We start from the raw sequence: 23,800 nt of genomic DNA on the forward strand, positions 1-23,800 counted from the left end.
GGAAAAAGCTTTTGAACACCGCGCGCCCCCCTTTCCGCATCGACTCCAGCCAAAGCATCGATGAGGCCGCGGTCGAAATCGTGCAGCTTTTCCGGTCGATCGGCCATTTGCCGAATAAAGTCGGCCTGGTTTTCCAAACGCTCGCCGCCTGCCTCGCCCTCGCGCCAAACAATGCCTACATGCAAGCCGGCTTGCGCCTCGCCGAAGCCATCGACGGCGACGACCCGTGCTTCGATCTGCCCTACCATAATAGGCAACACGTTTGCGAGGTCATGTTGTGCTGCCGTTACCTCGCCCTGGCGCTTGACCTCGCCCCGCAGGCCACGCTCGAAATCATTCTGGCCGCCCTGTTCCATGACTATCGGCACGACGGCAATAGCTGCAACCCTATTCCTTTCCGGCTCGAACGCCATTCGATTAACCAGGCACAACCGTATCTACTGGCCGCCGGCCTTAACCCAACGCAATGCCGCAAGCTGACGGCGCTGGTCTTGGCCACTCAGCCAACCGCCGGGCTGCCGGTTGCCCTGGCCTATTACCACCACCATTGCCGGCAAGGACCGCGTCCTGAAGCGCCTGCCTATGCGCCGGAGCTGACCGAATTGGACAACATCGACAACGCCACGCATGCATTGATCCTTTGCTTGGCCGACGTATTGCCTTCGCTCGGCCTCACGATCGAGCATGCCTTGCATTTACAGGAGAAACTCGCGCAAGAATGGGGCAAACCGTTGGGTATCGAAGACAAAGTGCGCTTCATCGAGCATACGCAACACCTTTTTATACTCTGCGACCGCTTCATCCCCAACGTAATGCGTCTCAAGAACCACTTATTGAGCATCCGTCATGGCGGTAGCGCCGATTAACACGCGCGCCAGCGTTTGGGCGACGCTGTTAACCGTCTTATGCGCAGCGGCTTTGCAAGCGGCCGACCCCATCCCTGCGCAAATCGTGCGCAACGCCACGTTCGACCAATTTCAACGCCTGAAACCGCGCGCCTACCAAACCTCGCCGATCAAAATCATCGATATCGACGATGCCAGCCTGAACAAGCTCGGCCAATGGCCTTGGCCGCGCACGCGCATCGCCGAATTGATCGGCCTGTTGAAAACGGCCAGGCCGCAGGCGATCGCCTTCGACATCCTGTTCGCAGAAGCGGACCGTACTTCCCCGCAAGCGATGCTGAAGTTCTGGCCGGTTTCCGAGAGCCTTCGCCAAGCCCTCGCGCACTTGCCCGACCATGACCGGGTGTTGGCCGATGCGCTCAAAGGCAGCGGCGTCGTACTCGGCTTTACTTCCGCCGGCCCAAACCCTGCCGACGCGAACCCGCTGCCGATCCGGGCCCGCTTCATCGAACTGGGCAACCCGCTCGCAACCGAACGCTTGCCGTACATTGACGGCATCCTGGCGCCTCTGTCGGCGCTCGCCGCGGCGGCTGCCGGCAACGGTGCATTGAACTTCACCCCCGACGCCGACGGAGTCATCCGCAAAATTCCGCTGCTCTTGAATAACCGCGGCCAAATCGTCCCCACCCTCGCCGCCGAAACGCTACGCATTGCGCAGCGAACGCAAAACGTCACGCTCGTTGCCGAAAGCGAAAACAGCGGCGACATCGGCGCCATCCGGATCGGCAAGATCGTCCTGCCGACCACGGCGCGAGGAGAAATCTGGCTGCATTACACGCCGCCGGAACCGGCGCGCTCGCTTCCGGCCTGGAAAATTTTGGCCGGCCACGTGCCGCCTGCCGACTTGCAAAACGCGATCCTGCTGGTCGGCACGTCCGCACAAGGCTTGATGGATTTGCGCTTCAGCCCGCTCGGCCATATCCTGCCCGGCATCGACATCCACGCGCAAGCGCTCGAGCAAATGTTGAGCGGCCAATATTTGCTGCGGCCGTCCTGGTCCAGCGCTTTGGAACTGGGGATCGCAATCGCATGCAGCCTGGGCATCGGCCTGTTCACTTTGAATACCCGCGCATTGCGCTCTTTCGGCCTGTTTTTGCTCGCACTCGCTGCGCTGTGGTTCGGCGCTTGGCAGGCGTATGCCGCCCACCGCCTGTTGATCGACCCGACGCTGCCCAGCGTCGTTGTACTGTGGACATTCATGACCGCCGGCATCTGCCGGCACCTTTACAGCGAGCGCCGGCAGCGCTGGGTCAAAGCGGCCTTCGCGCGCTACATTTCACCGAACCGGGTCGAACATCTGCTCGCGCATCCGGAAGCGCTCGAACTCGGCGGCCGCCGCCGGACATGCAGCTTCGTGTTCAGCGACCTGGCCGATTTTACGGGCTTGATGGAAAGCATGGAACCCGAAGCGGCGGTAAGTTCGTTGAACCGCTATCTGGACGAGCTGATCGCGATCGCGTTTACCCACCACGGCACCTTGGACCGTATCGTAGGCGACTCGGTCGCAATCATGTTTTCCGCGCCCATAGAGCAGCCGGACCACCAACGCCGCGCCCTACACTGCGCGCTCGCGATGCAGCGCTTCGCCGAACGCTACCGGAAAGCGCTCAACGCCCAAAACATAGCGTTCGGCCAAACCCGCTTCGGCGTGCATACGGGCGAAGTGATCGTCGGCAATTTCGGCGGCAGCACAATCTTCGATTACCGCGCGCTCGGCGATCCGGTCAACACCGCCTCCCGGCTCGAAGGCGCCAACAAATATCTGGGTACTACGGTCTGCGTATCGGAAGCCACCTGGTCCGGCTGCCGCGACATTCCTGCCCGCCCGATCGGAAGCTTGCGCGTGAAAGGAAAATCCATCCCGTTACAGGTTTACGAGCCGTTAGCGGACGGCCGGCTCCATCGCGCGCCGCAACAAGACTACGAAGCCGCTTACCGCTTGTTGGATTCAGGAGGGGCGGAGGCATTTACCGCATTTCAACGCTTGAACGCGGCTTATCCGGACGATGCGCTGGTCGCCTTCCATCTGCAGCGTCTACAGGCGAACCGAAGCGGCGATTTGATCGAATTGAGCGAAAAATGACGAGGCGCGTCGGCTACCCCGAAGCGTTCCAATTATTCCCAATTTTTTATGGCAACAGAATGGGTATTGGCTTTGCTCTGCTCATGATAAAGCCGGGAGGCGCGCGATTTTACCGTTCTATCGCGTGTCCTTCTTGAACGTCTTGTTGGATATCGATGCGAAAACTAAAGCCATGGCGCTCGAAATCCAGTGACTCGTAGAAAGCATGTGCGCGAGTGCGTTTTAAGTTTGACGACAGCACCGCCTTATAACAACCCTTTTTGGCGGCGAGCCGGACTGCATGGCGCATCATTTTCCTCCCGATGCCTTGCCCCTGAAAAAAGGGGTCGACGGCAACATCTTCGATGATTGCCGAGGGAGCGCCTTGGTGTCCTAAGTTGTCCATAATGAGCAGCGCAAATGTGCCCACGATACGGCTATCTTGGACTGCGACATAAATTTTGTAATCCGGATAGCGCGCCATGCGCTCAAAGATGCACTCCGCTTCGGATGCTGTAAGCACTGTTCCATCGTCAAGGTCGGGCTGGGCATAGAGCTGCAGCACCTCGGGTAAGTCCGACTTCGAGGCTTCGCGAAAACGGAGTGCGCTATTCATTTCTTGTCTCCTATAAGGCCTAGCACAAAAGTAAGGGGAGCGCGACGAGGGGAACGTCCCTTTGACCGTTTTGTTAGATAGTGTCGTCATAAGATAGAAGCCCACAGGGCGATACAGCGGATTTGTACAGCGGCCAAAAACGAAGCGGTGTGCTTGGCATAACGGGTCGCAATGCCTCGCCAGCGCTTGAGATGCAAGAACGCGTTTTCCACCTAATGCCGAAGTTTGTAGAGATCGCGATCGTAGTCGCGGGATTCCTTGCGATTTCGGCGCGGCGGAATGACGACCGTCATCTGATTTGCTTCGGCTTGGGCCACGATGGCATCGCTATCGTAGCCTTTGTCGGCCAATCAATGCTGAGCGTCCACGCCTTCGATCAAGGTTGCAGCTTGCGAACAATCCGCTGTGGTACCTGCCGTAATAAGGATTCTGACCGGCATACCATGCGCATCCACGGCCAGATGTATCTTACTGTTGAGCCCCCTTTTGTGACTGCCATGTCCTGATTGCCGCCTTGCGCGCCGGCCGCATGCGGATGAACTTTGATGTGGCTGGCATCGATCATCAACCATTCATAGTCGGGCTCGGTCACCAGCTGTTCCAGCAGCGACTCCCAGACACCGTGGTCTCGCCAACGGCAAAACCGGCGATGGGTGTTTTTCCAATCGCCATAGTCGGGCGGCAAATCCCGCCACGGCGCCCCGGTGCGTAAAATCCAGAAGACCGCATTGATGAACAAGCGGTTATCACGGGCCTTGCCGCCCCAGGCCCCTGCACGGCCGGGCAGATGGGGCTCCAGCAAGCTCCACACCCGATCGGAAAGGTCGTGGCGGCGGTGGGCAGGTGGGGACATGGTTCTTTAATCTCATCAGCAACTACGATCCCCGCATTATACCTGATAAAGACTCATCTTATGACGACGCTATGTAGAAAAACGGAAACTTAGGCTGGCCCGTTGCAAAAATGCCATGCCACGCCGGGCAATGCGGCAGACTTTTAAAGGAGTAAAAACTGTGCCATATCACACACCGGCTTTTTGCCGTCCGCGGCGTTTCCGCAGCCAACGGATATCCTCGTTACAAACAACACCGGGCAGCTCAGGCCGGCCGGAAACACCAGCACGCAGCCCGGGCAGCTAAAAGCCAGGCCCGAATGTTATCTGTAGGCCTCCGCCGAATCGCTGAGGTTCCGTTTCCGATCTTTTCCGCCTCAGACCCCCGCCGGAAGTTTCGCGCGCATCATTTCCCTCCGGTCCAATTTGTAGCCGTCGACGATGAAGGTGCCGTCCCCGACGGCGTGGAGAGTGCGCTTTTCTTCCCATGATTGATCAAAGTACGCGGCAATCCCTTCAAGCACAACGATATGGTGCATTTCGACGATATCGATCACTTTACACTCAATATTTGCCAGGCATTCCTTGATCAGTGGCGCTTCGACATGCTTTCCCTGGAGGGGCGTCAGTCCGAACTTCTCAAATTTGTCCGTATCGGCGCCCGAACAGGTTCCCACCCCAACGACCTGATCAATCAGATCCACGGTAGGAATAGCCATGACACATTCTTTGGAATTCCGAAGTGCGCTATAAGAATAGTTCCAAGAACCCGTCGTGATGGCAAATCTCGGCGTAAAATCCATCACCATGGTCCAGGAAATGGTCATGAGATTATGCTTCCCGCCCTTATGGGTCGTAATGAAGACAACTGGACCCGGTTCCAGCAACGTGAAGGCTTTATTGATCGGCATCGTTTTCATGGTCCCCCGCCTACGGTTCGTCTGATAAGGTATGAGAAAGTTTATCCCGTTACGGATGTTCACAATCTCTAATCTCATCCTGAATGAGACCGCACCATGCATTGCCTGGGTTCCCGGGAGAACGGGGTTACGTCTTCTCTGCCGCGCGCAATGCCGTTTCGGTGCGTTTTTTATCCGTGACGTCGATACAAAATTCGCTGATCGTTCCATCGCCAAGGTCCCGGCCGGCAAAGAGCAGCCAGCGCCGTGTGCCGTCCTTGCAAAAGTACTCCTTCTCGTACGGACCGATCTTGCCGGTTTTGTCCAGGCTTTCCAATTGGGCTTCACTCTCGTCCATGTATTCAGGCGGCGTCATATGGCGCCAGGTAAGTGCCCGGGTTTCGATGTCTTGCCGGGTGTAGCCGGTCAAATTCAGGAAGGATTCGTTCGCATCGATTACCGTCCCGGTCTGGTCGAAGAAAATCACGCCGACAGTCTCGATTTCGAGCATGCGGCGCAGACGCTCTTCGTTTTGGCGCAACACGTCCAGCGCACGCCGGCGTTCGAGTACGTCCGTAACCTGACGGGCGAGGACGTCAAGGAGAGCGAAGTCACGCTCGCTCGGGGTATGCGGCTGACGCCAGTGCGTGGAAATCATGCCGATGACCCGCCCTTCGCGCGTGATCAGCGGTGTGGATTGGACGGCGAGGATGCCGCTCAGCAAGTATTAACGAAGATCTTCCGTGCCTTGCAGAAAATCGGCGGTGCGTACATCCGGCACGATGATGCGTTTGCCGTGTCGGAGGGCTGAGCCGCAACTCGTGGCGGTTCTGATCGAGACGGTCCGCCAATACTGGGCCGACTCCGGATTGAAATTACGCCACGTGAGAAGTCGCAGCGCGCTGCGTTCGGCGTCGAGCATTTGAAGGCTGCCGAAATCCGCGCGCATGATCGCCATCGCCGCGTCGAGGATCTGCTCGTAAAGTCTTTCGTTGTTTTCATCTTCGATGAGCGCGCTGCTGATTTTTTGCAGTTGTTTCGCATCTTCCAGTTCGCGAGCGAGCTGCGCCCGGCTTTCACTCAAGGCTTGCTTGGCTAAGATGGCGTCTTCCAGCACGTTAAGCGCGGCGCGGCGTGCATCGCGTTCCTCAAGCGCTTTTTTGTTTGCCTGCCGCATCTGCATCAGCGTGAGAAACGCGTCGACGCGGGTGAGCAGTTCGCGCGCGTTGAACGGCTTGATGAGATAATCGTCCGCGCCTGCCTGCAATCCTTCGACGCGCGCTTCTTCTCCGGCGCGTGCGGACAGCATGATGACGGGCGTGTCGCGGGTGCGGGTATCGGCGCGCAATTCGCTGAGCAGTCCGAAACCGTCGAGATGGGGCATCATCACGTCGGCCAACACCAAATCGGGCGGATTTTCGCGCGCTGCGGCCAGCGCCATGCGGCCGTCCGCCACCGCTTGGACCTGGTAGTGCGCAGATAACAAGCCGGAGACGTAATGCCGCATATCGGCGTTGTCGTCGGCGACGAGGATGCGCGGAGTTTGGCCCTTTTTACCTATGATTGTCGGGTATGGCGCGGGTGAGATCTTGTCGGCAACCACCGGAACGGCGGCGATCACGTCGCCTGGGTCAGCGTCCGGCAGCCACCGCAGAGCCTCCTCGACGAAGGGATTGTTTCCGGCGGGAACAGCAACGGCGGGGTCGCCTTCGACATCGTTGACTTGGTCCGCCGGCAGATGGGCGCGCCCGAACGGCAGTTTGACCGTGAACGTCGTGCCGCGTCCGGGTTCGCTTTCCGCCGTGATGTACCCCCCATGCAGTTTGACGAGTTCCTGAACCAGCGCGAGTCCGATGCCGCTGCCTTCGTGCGTTCGCCCGACCACGTGTTCGACGCGATGAAAACGCTCGAAAATGCGCGGCATCTCTTCGGCGGCGATACCGATGCCGGTGTCACGCACCGTCAGAACCGCGCAAGGGCCTGCCGCACGCATACCGACTTCGATCTCACCCTGAAGCGTAAATTTGAAGGCGTTGGAGATGAGATTCAAGACAATTTTTTCCCACATCTCGCGGTCGACATACACCCGTTCGGGCAGTACTTTACTGGTCACGATGAGACTCATTCCGGCGTGCTCGATGGCCGCGCGGAACACGCTGGCCAGATCCGTCGTGTGCGTAGCGAGATCGGTCGGCTGGTAGGTCGCCCGGACTCGCCCGGCCTCGATCCGGGAAAAGTCCAATAGCGTATTGACGAGCCGCAACAGCCGCAACCCGTTGCGATGGACGATCGTAAGCAGTCCTTTCGCCGACGGCGCAATCTCTGCATCGTTATGCGCGAGCAGTTCTTCCACGGGACCCAACATCAGCGTCAGCGGCGTCCGAAACTCATGGCTCACATTTGAGAAAAAGACCGTCTTGGCGCGATTGATCTCGGCAAGCGCCTCCGCGCGTTTGCGCTCTTCCTCGTAAGCTCGCGCGCTGGTCAATGCGTTCGTCACGCCGTCGCGAAGCGATTGATAAAACGTTCGATACGGCGCATCCAGCTCGCGGCGTGGACTCACGCCGGCCACCAGCAGTGCCAACGGATGCTTGAACCCGGAGGCGTGAATCGGCAACACAAAGGCTTGGCGCACGGATTCGGGATACGGCGGACACACGAGCGGCGGCTCGAACCGCGTGTCGAGTTCGTGCTCTTCGACGATTTGATGTTCTCTCGCCGCCTTTGCGAGCTGCCAAATCTGCGCCTCATCGTCGAGTCCCATAACGGACGGAGCGGCGACAGAGTCCGGTGCCAAGCCCGAAATCCCGGCCAGACGCGCAATTGTCCCTTCCGACTCAAGCAGGTACAGCAGCGCAAACGGCACATCGAGCGCATCATCGGCGAGCGATTGGGCAATGACCCGTCCGGATTCGGCGGTGGTTCTGGCTTCAGCCGTATCGTCGGCTAAGTCACGCACGACTTGGAGCCGTCGTTCGGCGAGCGTTTGCTGCGTCATCTCCGTGACCGGATGAAACACCCCGCCGATATTACCCATTTCGTCCCGAATCGGCGAAAGCGAAAAAGTGAAAAATGTTTCTTCCAGATACCCGTTGCGGTCAAGAAACATGCGTCGGTTGACGAGAAAATCGGTCTGCCCGCGGCTGGCGTTTTCAAACGGACCGCCGATCGCGTCCCACGCCGAAAACCAGCATTCTTTGTAATCCTGCCCCATTGAATGGGGGTGCTTATCACCGCAAATGGGCCAGTAGCCGTCGTTATAGATTTGGACGCGCCCCGGCCCCCAAATGATGTTAATCGGAAAGTTGGAATTGAGCGCGAGGCTGACCGTTGTCCGCAACGCGGGTGACCAGCCTTCGATCGAACCCAGCGGTGTTTTGGACCAGTCCTTTTCCCGAATCAGCTTGCCCATCTCGCCGCCCCCGGCGAGGAAATCGAACACCGCGTCCTGGGCGCCCTGCCGGCTCTTTTCGCGCTTCTTCGTCATTGGTGTTCATCTCCGTCTTTGGGAAGCTCAAATTCCAACGGGTAGCGCTGTTCGCCATCCAGCCGTCTCGACAAGTCGTTGACTTCCTTTTTCAATTCAATCATGCGTAATTCACGTCCGACGACGAGACTGTTGAATCTCGTCAACTCGTCCAGACTCCGGCGCAAACGTTCCTCGGCGCGGGCGCGTTCAATCGCCGCCCAAATTCTTTCGGCCGCTTCCTGCAGAATGGCTATCTCGTCCGGCCTCCATTGGCGAGGGCTGCCGTGATGAATGGCGAAAGCGGCAAGCCAGTGCCCCGCTTTGACAAACGGAATGCAGACGATCGAAACGATCTTGAGCGCTGCGAAAGACGCTAATTCGGCTTCGCTGTAACCGGATTGGTTTCTGATGTCCTCAACGACGAGCGTTTCTCCGCGCTGCAGAATTTTCACCGCGTTGCTGAAGCGGCGCATCGGAAATTCGCCGCTCAGTTTCGGAAATCCCCCTCGCGCATAGCTGTCGGCGATAATCATGGTTTCGTTGTCGATTTCGCCATACTGCACGCAATCCACTTTGAGATGCTCGCCGACGACGCGCATCGCCGCCTGTTGAATTTCAATCGGATCCGACAATGGACGTAACGCGTCGTTCAATTTCAGGAGAAATTCCTGCCGTTCTTCGTCGCGTTTTCTTTCCGTGATGTCAATGCTCACGCCGACGTGACCGAGATACGCGCCGTTTATGCCGAACAGCGGCTGCGCATGATTGTCGAACCATCGCCACTCGCCGTCGTAGCGGCGGATACGGTTCTGATTGTTCCAGGCGCGCCGCTCATGCCCGCCGCCAGATAGTCGGCGACGTAGGCGTCTCGATCGTCCGGGTGAACGAGCGTGTGCCAGCCGATGCCGCGGATCGCTTCGGCGAACATGCCGACGAAATCGAGGAAATGCTGGTTGACGGAAACATTTTCGCCCTGGGCATCGTTATACCAGATGAGCGCGGGAGCAGCGTTTGACAATGTGCGGAATTTCTCTTCCGAATTACGCAGCGCCTCCTCGGACCGCTTGCGCTCGGTGATGTCGTTGAACAGGACGCCGACGCGGTGAAGCGCCGGGTCTCCGATGCGGAAGGCGTAAACATCATAAAAACGTCCGAGTGCTTTGGCCTCGTTTTCAAAACGCATCGGCTCGCCCGTCTGGGCAATCCGCCCGTAAATCTCGAACCAGTGTGCTTCGTGCTGCGGCGCGATTTCGCGCATCAACCGGCCGGCGGCGTTGGCGATACCGGTTTGTCGCTCGAATGACGGGCTGACTTGCAAATAACGGTAATCCACCGGGCGCTCGTGTTCATCGAACAACACCTCAATCGTGCAGAAGCCTTCGTCTATCGACTCGAATAGCGTGCGGTATTGCTCTTCCGATTTGCGCAAAGCCTCCTCGCTCTCTTTCAGCGCCGCCTCGGCCCGCTTGCGCTCGGTGATGTCGGTGAAGGTCATCGCGGCACCATTGGCGGTTTGAGTCGGGTCGAGGTAGGGCCGAATCCGGCGCAAAAACCAGCGGCCGTCCCGATTAACCACCTCCCCCTCCGAAGGCTCGCCCGTACGCATCACGGCGTGTACCTCGCCAATAAAATGCGGGTCGTTGAATTTCGGCACAAAATCGGTGATCTCCCGTCCGATATCGGCGGGTCGAAGCGGAAACAGGGCGTTGATCGCCGCGGTGAACCAGCGGATACGTAAGCTATCATCCAGGAACAACGCCATCACTTCGCCACTGCTGAGCATGTTGCTCTGCGTTTCCAATTCCTCGATTTTGGCGCGCAGCTGCGCATTGACTTTGCCGACTTCTTCATTGCTGAAGTTCAGTTGATCATTGACGGTCCTGAGTTCTTCATTCAATGCCCGCAGTTCTTCACGTGAGCTTTCCAACTCTTCGATCGTAAACTGGAACCCATCGCTCCGCTTCTCAGCCGCTTCTCCCTGGGAGGTTATTGCCGGTTGGGGCTTTCGTCCCTCCTGGGCGCCGGAGGCAAGCGGTGTCGGCACGAACGAAATCAGCAGGCGGGAGCCTTTCTCATCCTCCGCGTCATTTTGGAGCGGGGTAATCCGCAGGCTGAATGGATGCTCTCCCGGTGCGCTGCCCTGAAGCCGATCCACGGTCACGGTCCGGCGCTTCGCGATGGTATCCTCGGCCGCGATGAGCAGATCGGCCACCAGCGCCGGTTGCACGACCTGCAGTAAGTTCAGCGTCGGTTCGCCCGGCGGCAGACGCAGGAAAGCGCGGGTGTCGCCGTAAACGCGCAGAATGTTGAATTGATCGTCGATCAGCACGGACGGCAGGTCGAACCTTTCCACCAGCGCCCGATGCGCATATTCGTCTGCAGCGGCTGTGTTCAACCTCACGTGCTGCGGGCGTCCCCGGTATTTCGGCGAACGGGTTTCGCTGTCTAGGGCAGGACCGGTTTTCCGGTAGATGCACCACGGTCGTGACACGACCTCGAAACCACTGTGCTTCGGAGGCAGGGCTTCTCCCCGCCCGAGGAAAAGATAGCCGCCCAGACGCAAGCTACCCTGTAGCAGCGTCAGCACCTGCTGCTGTGCGGAAGGCTCCAGATAGATCAAGAGGTTGCGGCAGGTGACCAGGTCCAGATCCGAAAACGGCGGGTCCGCGAGCAAATGTTGCGGCACGAACACCAGTTTCTCCCGGAGATGCTTTTTGACCCGATACTTGCCTGCATCGCCATCGAAGAAGCGTGCTAGGCGTTCCGGCGAGAGCGTCTCGACGGCCTTGGCGGAAAAAACGCCGCGGCCGGCGCGGGCGACAATGTCCGGCGACACGTCGGTCGCAAAGAGCTGGAAATCGGTCGACATGTCCCACTGCTCGGCCTGTTCGGCCAGCAGCATCGCAACCGAATAGGCTTCTTCGCCGGAGGAACACGCCGGTGTCCAGACCCGGAGCGGGCGGCCGCCGTCATGGTTCAGGACCAAAGGCGCAATCACCTCCCGAGCCAGTACCTCCCAGGCGTCGGGGTCGCGAAAGAATTCGGTGACATAAATGGGAATATTCCTGATCAGCGATTCCCGTTCGGAAGGATTAGCGCGCAAGAGCTCCGCATAGTCGCGAAAGCAGTCGATGTGGCAAGTATGCATGCGTTGCTGAATACGCCAAAGCAGCGGCGTCAGCTTATAGCCGCTCAAATCGAAGCCGGCCTGGCGGCAGATAAGGTTCACTATCTCCGCGATTTTTTCACTCTCTGCGCAATTGGATTTTGGACGGGGATAGGAAGGCGAGAGGCAGGCCAGCAATTCGGCAGCGATCGCTTCGATCGGCAAAATATGGCTCGCTGCCCCTGCCGCAATCGCCGCAAGCGGCATGCCATCATGCTGCGCAGTCAGAGGATCCTGCACGAAGACCAGGCCGCCCGCCTGCCGGACCCGTATTGCGCCGGCCGCGCCGTCGCTGCCGCTGCCCGAAAGCACGACCGCCAGGGCTTGCGTGCCTTGTTCGGCGGCCAGGCTTTCGAAGAAGGTATCGATGGTGTCGATGCCGGGGCGGACACTGCCGGAAAACGGACGGCTGCGTAAGCGGCCTTCTTCCAAGGCCAGGATCTCACCCGGCGCAATGACATAGACGTGATCGGCTTCCACGGTCATGCCGTCCCGGGCCTCGCAGACGGGCAGAACGGTGGCTTTTTGCAGCAGCTCGACCAGTCGGCTCGGCTGTTCGGGGAGCAGGTGCTGGATGACCGCAAACGCCAGACCGGTCCGATGCGGCAATGCCTTGAACAAGCGTTGCAGCGCTTCGATGCCGCCGGCCGAGGCACCGATGCCGGCGACGGGGAAGTCCGGTGCTTGCCGCCGAGTATTATCGGCCGCGGTCAGTGGAGCCTCGGAAGTCATATTAAGGCTGCTACCCATTGCAAACTGCCCATCGGGTTCCTCTGAGTATCCTCATGGAGCATGAGAGCGACTCGGAGCTACCCAGGGGCTGAAGATTTTTATCGTGAAGTATTTCTTAACTAATTACAAATATTAGCGCTTCGGGCGGAAAATCGCCCTTCGCTAAAGAAGGTCAATGAGAATCTCCTTCAAGAAGATAGGTTGCGGCTGAACTCCTATCCGCATTAGGCATCACGATTAATTAAATAGTTCTGAATATCTACCTTAAAAAGAGTAGTTACCCTAAGCCGATGAGCGGCAAGGATCTTTTTCGGTCTACCATCCATAGTGTAGCGATTGGCGGGTTATAATTTTGATGGCTGTCGTTGGCTGCGATAAATTTCACCGGCTGCAAGGAATCGAATTGAGACGATCAAAATTTAATATTCCTTTTGCCGTATATCCGGCGCAGTGAATAGAAGCCTTAGTATCACAAGGAGAGCGATCGGGCCGCCAAAAACCTAAGTTCTTTAGGGGGCGTTAAACTTGCTATGTATTCCCTAAATTTGTCTACAAAATGCCTATAATTTTTTTGCAGGCAAAAAAAAGGACTTGTGATTTCTCACAAATCCTTGATTTATTTAGTAGCGGGGGCTGGATTTGAACCAACGACCTTCGGGTTATGAGCCCGAACAACTATCATATTATTGCCGTTGACTGACGTTTATTAAAAATATTATTACTACTATTTTCAGCAATTTATTATCACTCACCAAGAGTCACAAATTCCCCAATATTGACAAATATTGACCAAATCGGGTTACATATGGGTTACACGAAACCCATGTAACTTACTCAACCGAACTTCGGGGGTGGTCAATGTCGAAGCTCAAATTCACCTCAGGCCGTATAAACGAGTTCGTCTGCCCGCCAGACAAGCATCAGGTTTTCATTTGGGACAGCGAATCACCCGGCTTAGGCTTACGCGCCACCAAAGGCGCTAAATCTTATATCTACCAAGGCAAACTCAACGGCAAGGCCATCAGGGTTACAATCGGCGATCCGAAGACCTGGAGCATCAAAGACGCCCAGGCCGAAGCACGTCGCCTGCAAACCCTGATCGATGAAGGCAGCGATCCGCGCCAGATCAAGGCAGAAAAAATCGCTCAAGCCGAGGCAGCGCGGGAGCAGGCCAAAGCCGAAGCGATGCGCAACAGCATCATGGTGCAATCGGTTTGGGATGAATACCTAAACCACCACCAATGCTATTGGGGCGACCGTCATTTCAAGGATCATCAAAACCTTTCGCAAGCCGGCGGCCTGCCCAAAAAGCGCGGCAACGGCGTTACCGTGCAAGGCGTTCTCTATCCCCTGCTCCAAATGCGCATGGTCGACGTCAGCGCCAGCGTTCTGAGCGATTGGCAAAAGCAGGAAGCCCAAACCCGCGCCAACAATGCCCGGCAAGGCTTCGAGCTGTTCCGGGCATTCTGGCGCTGGTGCGGCCAGCATAAGGATTATGCCGCTCTAATCGATGCCCAGGCGGTCGAGAATCAAGACCTCCGGAAGAAAGTTCCGAACCGGAAAACCAAAAAATTCGACGTGCTGCAGCGGGCTCACCTGGCGGAATGGTTCGGCGCGATCCGCGGCCTCAGCAATCCGGTGATCAGTGCCTACCTGCAAGGCTTATTACTGACCGGTGCCCGGCGTGAAGAATTGGGCGAGCTGAAATGGTCCGACGTGGATTTCAAACTGGGCGCCATGTGGATCAAGGACAAGGTGGACGCCGAAGGCCGGATGATTCCTTTAACCCCCTACTTGGCCAGTCTGATAAAAGCCCTGCCCCGCCGCAACGAGTGGGTATTCTCGAGCCCCACAGCCGCTGACGGCAAGCTGGCTGAGCCGCGCATTGCCCATACCCGGGCACTGGTAGCGGCCGGTCTCGATCACGTTACCCTGCACGGCTTACGGCGCACCTTCGCCAGCTTGGCCGAATGGGTGGAAATGCCGGTCGGCGTCGTGGCGCAGATCATGGGACACGCACCCAACGCCACCGCCGAACGCCATTACAAGAGCCGGCCGCTTGAATTACTGGCCATCTGGCATGGCAAATATGAAGCATGGATTTTGGAACAAGCCGGCGTGGAGTTTGCGCAGGCCGATCAGGCGCAGGGTTTGCGCGTTGTTAAATAACTTAAATCAGGGGATAAATCATGAGCGATAAAAAAATTAAGTTTGACCTGTCCGAAGACGGAGAGCTTCCTTTCATCAGCGGGAAAACGGGATTTGCTGACATCCTTTCGATTGGAGCATTAGCACACACCAAAAAGCGCGTTTATGAGCCCAATCGCGCCACCCTCCAATACCAAACCGACGAAGCCGGAATGGAGGGGATCATTCACACCACTGAACGGGCTTTAGAAACAATAAACGATATCGTCAATATTCTGGGGCTGCTGCTTGTTGGCGATCCAAACACCATTAACGAGCATGATATAAATAAAGCCGGCTGGTCTTTTGTGGCGCTCAGCGAATTGTCGGCGGCGCTCATCTTTGAAATGAATGAAATGCAATTTGCACAAAAAGGCCTTGCCGACGAAAAGGCAAAGCCCCACGCCGCTACAGTAACAGAGCTTAAAAAAGGGCGGCATTGATCAAGTTACAGCGGTTTTTCCCTGCGGCTGATGTAAAAAGCAGTATTGCAACCTGTAAAGCCTAAAGATACACTAAATCATGATCAAGAGCTTTCGCCATAAAGGAATTCAGCAGTTCTTTGAATCTGGTTCGAAAGCCGGGATTCAAGCAGAACACGCCGGCAAGCTGGCGCGGCAATTGATGGTGCTGAATGCGGCGAAATGTCCGCAGGAAATGGACGTGCCAGGCTGGCGGCTGCATCCGCTCAAAGGCGAGCTGGCCGATCATTGGGCCGTGAAGGTCAACGGCAATTGGCGGCTCACGTTCGCTTTCGAAAGCGAGGACGCGGTTCTTGTTGATTATCAGGATTATCATTGAGGTGTACAGATGACGATGTTCAACCCGCCCCATCCGGGCAGTATTTTGAAGGAAGACGTGCTTCCCGAGCTGGGCATCAGCGTGACCGAAGCGGCACAGCAATTGGGCGTATCCCGCGTGGCACTGTCCCGGTTGATTAACGGCAAAGCCGGCATCAGCGCCGACATGGCGATCCGGCTGGAAGCCTGGATGAAAGGACCGACCGCCGAAAGCTGGGTGCGCATGCAGGCCGAATATGATTTGTGGCAGGCCAGACAAAAACCGAAGCCAGACGTGACGCCGATCGATAGACCAAAGGCGGCATAACCTTTTGCCGCGCCTAGCCCGACGGGGCGAACGCCGGATTCCTTCAACCGGCTGGCGCGGCATCCCAATTGAAGGATTGACGTCTTGAAGGAGGCGCATGAAAAAGATAAAAAAGAAGGAATGGACACTAACGCTTTGTGATGGCAATGGGGCACCTAAACTTGTTGGCGACATGGTTGCTCATTGCGAAATTAATGGAGAGCTTTTATCACTGGGTACGATGTCCCATAACGGCAAATACATTGGAACTATCCAAACCAAATCATCTAATTTTTTACACAAAGACAAAAAACCTAAAACTCCAACTAAATCATTTGCATACGAACTTGCTCATCGTTTGGCAGTTGCTCACTTTACAAATAGAAGGGTAAACAAGGCTGATGAAATGGTCATGGAGCATTTTAATATTTCTGACAGTAAATCAATGAGAGCCGCCAGAAATAATAAAAATAAACCCCAACTCCCCGATTGGTCAGAGCTCCATCTTGTTGGGGGCACTTTGAAAAATAGCTGCATTGCCCTATTGGAGCAGCCAGAAAATTTAAAAATACATGGCGATTCCATTGAATATGACGGCAAAGGTATTGCCTGGATTGGTGCTTCAAACGAACTTATTCTGGGTGGCCTTTCTATCAAAGGCGAGTTAGGCGCGGCGAGCTAATTGCAGACTTCTCAATCAAAAAATTCACCACGGAAAAATAACTTTATCACGTAATATTTCCCCGGAAATATAAAATCAATTCTCAATATCTCCATTAGCAAGGGAAGAATTGATAAATATAGTAGGAATCTCTTTCATAACTTTGAGATAGATTCCTTATAAATTATTACCCACCACTGGACCAAGTAACAAGCCCAACGGTCACAACAGACCAAGCGGCTTTTTATTTGAACCGCAAACCGCAAACTCTCCGCAAACATGCCTGCCTGGAAAACGGCCCTATCCGCCCATCCGCATTAATGGCCGGCTGGCCTGGCGCGTGGCCGACATCAAAAAACTTGTCGGGGGTGCTGCATGAAGCCTACCTTCAAATTCAACCAACCCGAGACCGAATACCGCGCGGCCAAGCCGGAGCTTTCACAGTCCACTATCAAGACCATCCTGGCGCAATCGCCAGCCCACGCCCGCTATCAGCTCGACAACCCGACCGAATCGACACCAGCGCAAAAATTGGGCACGGCCGCCCATTGCCGCATCCTGGAGGGCGACAAGTTCGGCAAACAATACGCAGTCGCCCCGGCATGTGACCGGCGAACCAAGGATGGAAAAGCGATCTATGAAGCGTTTCAATCCGAACATGGCGGCAAACAGATCATCAGCGCCGACGATTTCGAACAAGTCGAAGTGATGGCGGCCGCGATCGATGCGCACCCGCTGGCCGGCGCTTTGTTTCGAGGAGGTTCGGCTGAGGTATCGGCATTCGGCTCAATTAATGGCGCACCAATAAAAGGCCGATTCGATTACCTGCACGACGCCGACGGCGTGATTATCGATCTCAAGACATGCCTGGACGCTTCGCCAGATGCGGTCCAGAAGTACGCGGTCAATTATGGGCTCCACATTCAGCAATACACTTATTCGGAAATTTACCGCAGCATTACCGGCAAAGCCCCTGCAGATTTCGTGTTTGTTTTGGTCGAGAAGAACCCACCGTTCGGCGTGGCGGTCGTCCGGCTTACCGTCGAAGCCGTGAAAGCGGCAAAAACTGAAGTGAACCGGGCGCTCGACCTCTGGCAGCAGTGCGAGAGGTCCGGCTTTTGGCCGGGATATGGCGACAATGTAATTACCGTTGACCTGCCCGCCTGGCAATACAAAAAACTGGAGGCCGCGTAATGAGCAGCGTACTCGAAAAACTCAATGCGCCAGCGACCCAGAAGCCGCAGACAGTCCCGGCCATGCTCAAGCAGCACCAAGGCCGTCTCAAATCGATTGCACCGGCTGGCGTCGATGTGACCCGGTTCAGCGCGGCATTGATGAGCGAGGTTCGCGCCAACCCGAAGCTGGCGGAATGCAGCCCGCTGTCGGTATTGGGTGCCTTTATCAAATCGACTCAGTTGGGGCTTGAGCCGGGCTCGACGCTGGGACAGTGCTATTTTATCCCCTACAAAGGGGAATGCTCGTTACAGATCGGCTACCGCGGCATGATCGAGATGGCATATCGTTCCGGCAAAGTCGCATCGATCACCGCCCGCACGGTTCACGCAAACGACCTATTCGAGTGGGAGCTGGGCACCGAGGAACGCATTACCCATAAACCCGCGTCTGGAGATCGTGGCGCCCTGGTGGCGGTTTACGCTATGGCGAAACTGACCACAGGCGGAGTTCATTTTGAAGTGCTGGACCTGGCCGAGATCGAGAAGGCCAAACGCGCCAGCAAGAGCAGCGGATTCGGCCCATGGAAAGACCACTTTGAAGAAATGGCGAAAAAAACCGCGATCCGGCGATTATTCAAATATCTGCCGATCGGTACGGAGCTAAGCCGCGCGGTTGCCTTGGATGAAAAAGCCGAGTCCGGCAAACAACAAAACGAGGTCGAGGCCGAGCTGGTGCTGGAAGGAGAGTTTCAAACGGCCGGAGGGGGCGGCGATGGCCAAACCCACAAAATTACCACCGTTCGGTAAGTTGCTGATCGAGCGCCAGCGATTCAAAAACCTGCCGTTTCTGGTCTTTATTTGTGTCGGTGCTGGCGCTTGGGAGGCCGCCAAAGCGAGAAATCAAGGCGGCGACACTCAGGCGTTGGTCATGCCGACAGAAAGCCCGGCCGGCGCTTATACGTGGCCGGTTCAGGGCTGTTTGTGCGTGGTCGAATGGCACCAGCCCGCACCCGATCAGATGATTGTCGAACTGGTAAAAGCGTTGCTCAGAGCTGGCGCGGAAAGCGTAGCAGTTTGGCCGCGTTGGGTGGATTACAGCAAACCCGGTATCGAATACGACGCCAGTTTGCCGGCCGGCCGGCGTTGGATACAAACTCGCGAGATGATACGCGTCTACCGGCCGCCCCGGAAGGAGGCCGCGCGTGCTGCCTGAGTCTATCGAAATCGATGCAGACGACCCACCGCCCGCATCGAAGCCCCCCTTCCCTTTAGTATCCGCCGATCAGCTTACCGTCCGGCCCGTTCAAATTCAATGGCTCGTTTCGAACATTCTCGAACGCGGCTCATTGAACCTGTTGTTCGGCGAGCCGGCCGCGGGCAAGTCGCTGTTTGCGCTGGACTGGGCGTTTTGCGTGGCGTCCGGTATCGACTGGCACGGCAACCGGACCGAAGTGGCCGATGTGGTGATTATCGCCGGCGAAGGCTTTGCCGGCATGGCCCGGCGTTTGAAGGCATTGGAGGTCAAGTATCAAGCGCCAGCGCCGGCCCGGTTATTCATCAGCCAGCGGCCGGCCAATCTGATCGACGGGAATAACGCGCAATGGGTGGCCGACAGTATCGCCGTCCTCTGTCCGCGTCCCGGCTTGATCGTGGTGGACACGCTCCACCGCAACATGGCCGGCGATGAGAACAGCAGCACCGATATCGCGCAGTTTGTCGCCAATCTGGACAACTTTCTGAAACCGTTAGGCGCCGCGGTGCTGATCGTCCACCACTCAGGACACAGCACCCAGCAGCGCAGCCGGGGCAGCTCGAGCATTCGAGCGGCGATGGACGGCGAATTCTCGGCCACCAAGGACGGCGGCAGCGTCGTCCTGTCCTGCACTGAATCGAAAGACTTCGAGCCCCTGAAACCGCAGCAGTTCAGCCTGAAACCGGTTGATTTAGGTTGGATCGACGACGACGGCGAGCCGATCACGTCGATTTATCTGGAACATGCCGGCGAAGCGCAGCCCATCACGACCCGGCGCAAATTATCCGCGCGTGATGATGCGATTCTGACGGCGCTCTCGGAAGCGATCGAGAAGCACGGCCTCGAGCCTACCGGCGAAATCAGAGAGAAATTTGCCGGTTTCAAGGGCTGGACCAATGGCGGACGGAAAATTGTTCACATCGACCATTGGCGCGAACGGGCTTACAAATCAATCACCGTTGATGCTGACGGTGAAGCAGCAGGGCCTGCCAAAAAAATGGCGTTTAAAAGATGCCGGGACCGCTTGCTGAATCAAGGCTTTACCGTCGAGTATGGCGGCTATTGCTGGCGCATTGATTAAGTAACAGGGTAACGAACGGTAACAACTGGTAACAGTGTTACGGGGTGTTAGGGAGGTAACGAACGGTAACACACCCCTTTAGGGGTGTTACCGAGTGTTACCCACACCTGTTACCTGTACCTGTACCGTTAAATCAGTTAAGAATTTAAGGAACAGAAAGTGAAAATGACATTAACCAATCAAGCCCGAATCGAGGCTTTGGAACCCGATCTTAAACAGATCGAAAAGAGCTGCACGTTCGACAATCCGAAATTTGCCGAAGCGATCCGGTTCAACCGTTCGACGCGCGGCATCGATCGGCTGATTACCCTATCCAGCCGGAACTCCGACGGAAGCCTGACGATTCCGCTCGGACTGGTAAAACAGATTTGGCGGCGGTATGGGGCCGTGATCGTTGATCAGCGCCGCAGGCACCCGGCCACAATCGCCAGCACGATCGAAACACGGCCTTATCAGGAACGCGCGGTGCTGGCGGCAGTGAGTGCAGGCGGCGGCGTGCTCGTCGCCCCGACTGGCGCCGGTAAAACCACGATGGGCATTGAGTTGGCCGCGCGATTGGGCGAGCGCTGTCTGATTCTGGTCAAATCGAAAGACCTGGCCAAGCAATGGATCGAAGCCATTGCAAAATTCACCGGCCTGCAATGCGGCATGATTGGCGGCGGCCAATGGCAGGAAGGCGACCAATTCACCGTTGCCACCGTGCAGACCTTGGCGAAACATGAGACCAGCCTGGATTATGGCATGGTGATCGTCGACGAATGCCACAACGTACCCGCAGAGCAGGCGTATAGGGTGATCAATCGGCAGGCCGCGCGGTACCGGTTCGGCCTATCGGCAACGCCGCAGCGGCGCGACAACCTCGAAATGATGATTCATGCCGCCCTTGGTCCGGTCGTGGCCGAGATCGAGCAGCACGAAGTCGAAGGAGCGGTTCTGCCGGTCGTGGTGCAAGCACTGTATCATTCATTTGACGGCGATCCGCAAACCTGGACCGAGTTTAATCAGATCCTGGCCCGCGATTCGTTCCGCAACGAGATGATTGTCAACTTCGCCAGCGATGCCGCCAGAAGAACTGGCACGGTCGTTTTGACCGGCACCATCGAGCACGCCGAGCAGTTGCACGCCGACCTGGCGCAACGCTTCGGTAATGCGTTGCTGTTGCACGGGCAATTACCGCCCAAGGTGAGAGCGGCGCGGAGAGCAAGCGCCCAAAACTGCCGGATGATTGTCGGCACGCTGTCGCTGTTGAGCGAGGGGATTGATTGGCCGCATGTAGGCGCGATCGTCTTCGCCGCCCCGGTGTCCGCCGAGGTGAATCGAGAGAACCCGGCCGCCACCCGGCTATTGCAATCGATCGGCCGAGCCCGTCACCCCTTCCCGAATAAGCGTCATGCCGCGGTGATCGATATTATTGACCGCCATCCTTTTGGCTATGCCGCTGCCCGCAAGCGGCGAGAAGTGTATTGCCGCAATGGATTTACCTTGGAAGGCTGGCAATGACGAACTGGACCGAAGAAGTCAGGGCCTTGGCCGACCTTGCGGAAATGCTCATCCTGGCCATGATCGAGGAGATTGCCCAGCCGGACATCAGGCAGATGCAGGCCCTCCACTTGATCACCGAAGCCGGGCAACAATTGTACGCCGCGAGTATCAACTTGAAACCGGACAGCGAACCGGACGAGGTGGGCGACGATGGCGATTAACAGCAGAGCCAAAGGCGCAGGTGCCGAACGCGAGTTTGCCGGGCTGGTGCGGGACTGGACGGGCGTTCGCTTGATTCGCAACCTCGAACAGACCCGCAGCGGCGGTCACGACTTGATTGTGCATCCTGACGAAATCGGGGACGCGGCCAACGCCTTCCGGCAACTGGCGATCGAATGCAAACGCTACGAAAGCGCCAGCGCTGCCTTGATAGAAAAATGGTGGGATCAGGCCGTCGTACAGGCCGAGCAAGCGAAGCTGTTGCCTGTTCTGGTCTATCGTGCCAATCGTTCGCCCTGGCGCGTCGTGGTGCCGATGGCGCTGCTCAATGGCGAACTAAGCGACAGTCGCCAGATCGATTACACGGCAACACTGAGCATGCAAGCGTTTTGCCATGTGATGACCGAACGGTAAGGGTAATGGGTCCTTCCCACCAAAGCCTAATGCGGGTACAAAGGCTCGCGGGCCTCGTGTAGTTAGCATTTTAGAAAGTTACTAAACACCGTTCAGTAATGGGTCCTTCCTGGAGAGCCCCATATGCGGGCACAAAGGCTCGCGAAACCGTTGAATTTTGGGGGGTCCATGGGTCTCGACTACAAGCCGAATATTCCCCCTGACCGCATTGGGCGATGGATCGAGACCAGCGGATGAACGAAGCCGGGATTACTCGGCTTTTTTTGCCAAACGGTTTCCGGGCAGCCGGATACAGCGCCAGCGCTGGCGTTGCCCGGATCGGGGCAAGCAGTGATATGGCGCTTTCAGGAAACAATACTTATATCAAAAATCGTGCCGGCCTGTAATGCTTGTCTAGATTGAATTACAGAGAGTTGGCACGGAATCAAGCTGGGGAAAATATTATGCTTCAAATTGGAAACAATCGTCCGAGCCCCCAACCCCGAGAAACCCATCACCGACCCTGCGTAGCGGAATAGCATCCATGTCGGCTATGGGAATTTGGCGTCGGCACTCAACAATGCGGCGATAAATTCAGCAAATAGGCCTCTTTTTGAGGCATCAAGGTTGATGGTTATTGCTGAAATCCGGTTACACTGGGGTTACACAAAACCATCAGGCGAAAAAAAAGGACTGGTGATTTCTCACAAGTCCTTGATTTATTTGGTAGCGGGGGCTGGATTTGAACCAACGACCTTCGGGTTATGAGCCCGACGAGCTACCAAGCTGCTCCACCCCGCGATTGATCTTTTGTATTATAAGGATATTTGAAAATATTGCAAGTAAAACTCTTATATTTTTAACTCGATATCCATTTACAACTTAAAACTAAGAGCCACGGTGTTTGCCGATGGTTCATAAAGATAATTCCGAATTCCCGGTTAAATGGCGGATCAGGCCCGCTTCCCCGTTTTTCATCACACGCTGATGATTCCATACGAATACCGGTCTGGCGACTCCCGCCAACAGCTTCATCCACGATTTGGCGAGCGAGACGTTCCAGATAAAGATCAGCTCGGTCGCCGCCTCGTTCTCCCGATAGGTCAGCGAGCAATCGCCGCTGCCTATCAGGTCGCCGGTGACTTCGGCAGTGATCGAACGGTAAGGATGCAGTTGAGTAACCCGCAATTCGAACGCCAGATCGTAAGGCAAACAGGTCCGCCAGAGATAACGCCTGACATTGTTGATACCCAATGAATTACCCGCCGCCGTCTCGTCGACTATCGCCACATAATCCCACCAAGCCGGCCAATTCTCGGTCGCAACCAGAGATGCCCACACTCTCTCGACCGGGGCGGGAATCAACCAGCGCGTGGTGAGCGAAAAATCGGACATTCGCACTCTTATCAGCTCCAAATTTTTTGTACGTTGGACGATTATAACTTTCCGAAAATTCCCGCGCCCCGAACGCTGATACGCTATGGCAAGTGCATAATATGAGAAAGGGACTCATGCGCCGCGTATCGAAGCGTGCATTTATTTTTATACAAAAAATTTATAAAAAACAAACTTTTCAATTTTTA

At 56.5% G+C, this 23,800-nt stretch carries 23 protein-coding genes, 1 tRNA gene and 2 pseudogenes; 15 read left to right on the forward strand and 11 right to left on the reverse strand.

The window, feature by feature from the left end; genetic code table 11:
* Window positions 1-11: 11 nt before the first annotated feature.
* Together JJL52_RS09520 and JJL52_RS09525 are read left to right on the forward strand one after the other, a co-directional pair.
* Window positions 12-866, forward strand: a complete 855-nt coding sequence (locus JJL52_RS09520) for an HD domain-containing protein (RefSeq protein ID WP_202052176.1) — start codon at window positions 12-14, stop codon at window positions 864-866.
* Entirely contained in the window at window positions 847-2,988 is a 2,142-nt protein-coding gene (locus JJL52_RS09525; protein ID WP_202052177.1) for a CHASE2 domain-containing protein, read from the forward strand. Before JJL52_RS09520 ends, JJL52_RS09525 begins: the two co-directional genes overlap by 20 nt.
* A 109-nt stretch (window positions 2,989-3,097) precedes the next feature.
* On the opposite strand, the gene JJL52_RS09530 is transcribed toward JJL52_RS09525, so the two are convergent.
* The 9 genes and pseudogenes from JJL52_RS09530 to JJL52_RS09560 all read right to left on the reverse strand — a co-directional run.
* Complete coding sequence (locus JJL52_RS09530; protein WP_202052178.1) at window positions 3,098-3,583, reverse strand: GNAT family N-acetyltransferase; 486 nt, start codon at window positions 3,581-3,583, stop codon at window positions 3,098-3,100.
* 212 nt (window positions 3,584-3,795) lie between these two features.
* Window positions 3,796-3,933 (reverse strand): hypothetical protein, encoded by a 138-nt coding sequence (locus JJL52_RS21760; protein ID WP_436231517.1) that lies wholly within the window; start codon window positions 3,931-3,933, stop codon window positions 3,796-3,798.
* On the reverse strand, window positions 3,934-4,155 hold the full coding sequence (locus JJL52_RS21765; protein WP_436231520.1) for a transposase: 222 nt from the start codon (window positions 4,153-4,155) through the stop codon (window positions 3,934-3,936).
* Window positions 4,116-4,436, reverse strand: a pseudogene (locus JJL52_RS21770) (IS5 family transposase); the annotation flags it as partial. The pseudogene JJL52_RS21770 and the gene JJL52_RS21765, both read right to left, overlap by 40 nt.
* A gap of 356 nt (window positions 4,437-4,792) precedes the next feature.
* Window positions 4,793-5,335, reverse strand: coding sequence for a flavin reductase family protein (locus tag JJL52_RS09540; RefSeq protein WP_202052179.1), 543 nt, complete (start codon window positions 5,333-5,335; stop codon window positions 4,793-4,795).
* Window positions 5,336-5,462: 127 nt separating this feature from the next.
* Entirely contained in the window at window positions 5,463-6,038 is a 576-nt protein-coding gene (locus tag JJL52_RS09545; RefSeq protein WP_202052180.1) for a PAS domain S-box protein, read from the reverse strand.
* Between the two features lie 3 nt (window positions 6,039-6,041).
* On the reverse strand, window positions 6,042-8,801 hold the full coding sequence (locus JJL52_RS09550; RefSeq protein ID WP_202052181.1) for a hybrid sensor histidine kinase/response regulator: 2,760 nt from the start codon (window positions 8,799-8,801) through the stop codon (window positions 6,042-6,044).
* Window positions 8,798-9,496, reverse strand: coding sequence for a GAF domain-containing protein (locus tag JJL52_RS09555; RefSeq protein WP_202052182.1), 699 nt, complete (start codon window positions 9,494-9,496; stop codon window positions 8,798-8,800). Before JJL52_RS09555 ends, JJL52_RS09550 begins: the two co-directional genes overlap by 4 nt.
* An 18-nt stretch (window positions 9,497-9,514) precedes the next feature.
* Window positions 9,515-12,699 (reverse strand): annotated as a pseudogene (locus JJL52_RS09560) (chemotaxis protein CheB); the annotation flags it as partial.
* 840 nt (window positions 12,700-13,539) lie between these two features.
* Between JJL52_RS09560 and JJL52_RS09565 the strand changes: the two are divergent.
* The 13 genes from JJL52_RS09565 (at window position 13,540) to JJL52_RS09625 (ending at window position 22,624) form a co-directional block, all read left to right on the forward strand.
* A complete protein-coding gene (locus JJL52_RS09565) occupies window positions 13,540-14,850 on the forward strand; it encodes a tyrosine-type recombinase/integrase (protein WP_202052184.1) in 1,311 nt (436 codons plus the stop codon).
* Window positions 14,851-14,870: 20 nt separating this feature from the next.
* Window positions 14,871-15,311, forward strand: a complete 441-nt coding sequence (locus tag JJL52_RS09570; RefSeq protein ID WP_202052185.1) for a hypothetical protein — start codon at window positions 14,871-14,873, stop codon at window positions 15,309-15,311.
* Window positions 15,312-15,390: 79 nt separating this feature from the next.
* On the forward strand, window positions 15,391-15,669 hold the full coding sequence (locus tag JJL52_RS09575; protein WP_202052186.1) for a type II toxin-antitoxin system RelE/ParE family toxin: 279 nt from the start codon (window positions 15,391-15,393) through the stop codon (window positions 15,667-15,669).
* A 9-nt stretch (window positions 15,670-15,678) separates the two neighbouring features.
* Complete coding sequence (locus tag JJL52_RS09580; protein WP_202052187.1) at window positions 15,679-15,975, forward strand: HigA family addiction module antitoxin; 297 nt, start codon at window positions 15,679-15,681, stop codon at window positions 15,973-15,975.
* 97 nt (window positions 15,976-16,072) lie between these two features.
* Complete coding sequence (locus JJL52_RS09585) at window positions 16,073-16,636, forward strand: hypothetical protein (protein ID WP_202052188.1); 564 nt, start codon at window positions 16,073-16,075, stop codon at window positions 16,634-16,636.
* 354 nt (window positions 16,637-16,990) lie between these two features.
* A complete protein-coding gene (locus tag JJL52_RS09590; RefSeq protein ID WP_202052189.1) occupies window positions 16,991-17,809 on the forward strand; it encodes a PD-(D/E)XK nuclease-like domain-containing protein in 819 nt (272 codons plus the stop codon).
* Entirely contained in the window at window positions 17,809-18,597 is a 789-nt protein-coding gene (locus JJL52_RS09595; protein WP_202052190.1) for a recombinase RecT, read from the forward strand. The genes JJL52_RS09590 and JJL52_RS09595 overlap by 1 nt, the downstream gene beginning before the upstream one ends.
* The gene (locus JJL52_RS09600; RefSeq protein ID WP_202052191.1) at window positions 18,563-19,003 is read left to right on the forward strand and encodes a hypothetical protein; all 441 of its coding nucleotides are present in this window, start codon (window positions 18,563-18,565) and stop codon (window positions 19,001-19,003) included. The genes JJL52_RS09595 and JJL52_RS09600 overlap by 35 nt, the downstream gene beginning before the upstream one ends.
* Window positions 18,993-20,123 carry an AAA family ATPase gene (locus JJL52_RS09605; protein WP_202052192.1) on the forward strand — a complete coding sequence of 377 codons (1,131 nt, stop codon included), beginning with the start codon at window positions 18,993-18,995 and terminating at the stop codon, window positions 20,121-20,123. Before JJL52_RS09600 ends, JJL52_RS09605 begins: the two co-directional genes overlap by 11 nt.
* Before the next feature lie 165 nt (window positions 20,124-20,288).
* Window positions 20,289-21,623 carry a DEAD/DEAH box helicase gene (locus JJL52_RS09610; protein ID WP_202052285.1) on the forward strand — a complete coding sequence of 445 codons (1,335 nt, stop codon included), beginning with the start codon at window positions 20,289-20,291 and terminating at the stop codon, window positions 21,621-21,623.
* Window positions 21,620-21,826: a hypothetical protein gene (locus JJL52_RS09615; protein WP_202052193.1), complete on the forward strand. Its 207-nt coding sequence runs from the start codon at window positions 21,620-21,622 to the stop codon at window positions 21,824-21,826. Before JJL52_RS09610 ends, JJL52_RS09615 begins: the two co-directional genes overlap by 4 nt.
* A complete protein-coding gene (locus JJL52_RS09620; protein ID WP_202052194.1) occupies window positions 21,816-22,238 on the forward strand; it encodes a putative PDDEXK endonuclease in 423 nt (140 codons plus the stop codon). Before JJL52_RS09615 ends, JJL52_RS09620 begins: the two co-directional genes overlap by 11 nt.
* Before the next feature lie 233 nt (window positions 22,239-22,471).
* Window positions 22,472-22,624, forward strand: a complete 153-nt coding sequence (locus JJL52_RS09625) for a hypothetical protein (protein WP_202052195.1) — start codon at window positions 22,472-22,474, stop codon at window positions 22,622-22,624.
* A gap of 317 nt (window positions 22,625-22,941) precedes the next feature.
* Here the strand turns inward: JJL52_RS09625 and JJL52_RS09630 are convergent.
* Both JJL52_RS09630 and JJL52_RS09635 read right to left on the reverse strand, forming a co-directional pair.
* Window positions 22,942-23,018: transfer RNA gene (locus JJL52_RS09630), tRNA-Met, on the reverse strand.
* A gap of 114 nt (window positions 23,019-23,132) precedes the next feature.
* Window positions 23,133-23,612 carry an SRPBCC family protein gene (locus tag JJL52_RS09635; protein ID WP_236994162.1) on the reverse strand — a complete coding sequence of 160 codons (480 nt, stop codon included), beginning with the start codon at window positions 23,610-23,612 and terminating at the stop codon, window positions 23,133-23,135.
* Window positions 23,613-23,800 lie beyond the last annotated feature (188 nt).

The organism is Candidatus Methylomicrobium oryzae (assembly GCF_016745425.1).
In the GTDB taxonomy this organism is placed as follows: Bacteria; Pseudomonadota; Gammaproteobacteria; order Methylococcales; family Methylomonadaceae; genus Methylomicrobium; species Methylomicrobium oryzae.

Bases quoted from the DNA above. Each gene is read 5' to 3' on its own strand.
- JJL52_RS09565 (WP_202052184.1), top strand. From the start codon at position 13,540: ATGTCGAAGCTCAAATTCACCTCAGGCCGTATAAACGAGTTCGTCTGC.
- JJL52_RS21765 (WP_436231520.1), bottom strand. From the start codon at position 4,155: ATGGTTGATGATCGATGCCAGCCACATCAAAGTTCATCCGCATGCGGC.
- JJL52_RS09635 (WP_236994162.1), bottom strand. From the start codon at position 23,612: ATGTCCGATTTTTCGCTCACCACGCGCTGGTTGATTCCCGCCCCGGTC.
- JJL52_RS09575 (WP_202052186.1), top strand. From the start codon at position 15,391: ATGATCAAGAGCTTTCGCCATAAAGGAATTCAGCAGTTCTTTGAATCT.
- JJL52_RS09540 (WP_202052179.1), bottom strand. From the start codon at position 5,335: ATGAAAACGATGCCGATCAATAAAGCCTTCACGTTGCTGGAACCGGGT.
- JJL52_RS09525 (WP_202052177.1), top strand. From the start codon at position 847: ATGGCGGTAGCGCCGATTAACACGCGCGCCAGCGTTTGGGCGACGCTG.
- JJL52_RS09620 (WP_202052194.1), top strand. From the start codon at position 21,816: ATGGCGATTAACAGCAGAGCCAAAGGCGCAGGTGCCGAACGCGAGTTT.
- JJL52_RS09530 (WP_202052178.1), bottom strand. From the start codon at position 3,583: ATGAATAGCGCACTCCGTTTTCGCGAAGCCTCGAAGTCGGACTTACCC.
- JJL52_RS09570 (WP_202052185.1), top strand. From the start codon at position 14,871: ATGAGCGATAAAAAAATTAAGTTTGACCTGTCCGAAGACGGAGAGCTT.
- JJL52_RS09610 (WP_202052285.1), top strand. From the start codon at position 20,289: ATGACATTAACCAATCAAGCCCGAATCGAGGCTTTGGAACCCGATCTT.
- JJL52_RS09625 (WP_202052195.1), top strand. From the start codon at position 22,472: ATGAACGAAGCCGGGATTACTCGGCTTTTTTTGCCAAACGGTTTCCGG.
- JJL52_RS09580 (WP_202052187.1), top strand. From the start codon at position 15,679: ATGACGATGTTCAACCCGCCCCATCCGGGCAGTATTTTGAAGGAAGAC.
- JJL52_RS09595 (WP_202052190.1), top strand. From the start codon at position 17,809: ATGAGCAGCGTACTCGAAAAACTCAATGCGCCAGCGACCCAGAAGCCG.
- JJL52_RS09550 (WP_202052181.1), bottom strand. From the start codon at position 8,801: ATGACGAAGAAGCGCGAAAAGAGCCGGCAGGGCGCCCAGGACGCGGTG.
- JJL52_RS09615 (WP_202052193.1), top strand. From the start codon at position 21,620: ATGACGAACTGGACCGAAGAAGTCAGGGCCTTGGCCGACCTTGCGGAA.
- JJL52_RS09600 (WP_202052191.1), top strand. From the start codon at position 18,563: ATGGCCAAACCCACAAAATTACCACCGTTCGGTAAGTTGCTGATCGAG.
- JJL52_RS09585 (WP_202052188.1), top strand. From the start codon at position 16,073: ATGAAAAAGATAAAAAAGAAGGAATGGACACTAACGCTTTGTGATGGC.
- JJL52_RS09590 (WP_202052189.1), top strand. From the start codon at position 16,991: ATGAAGCCTACCTTCAAATTCAACCAACCCGAGACCGAATACCGCGCG.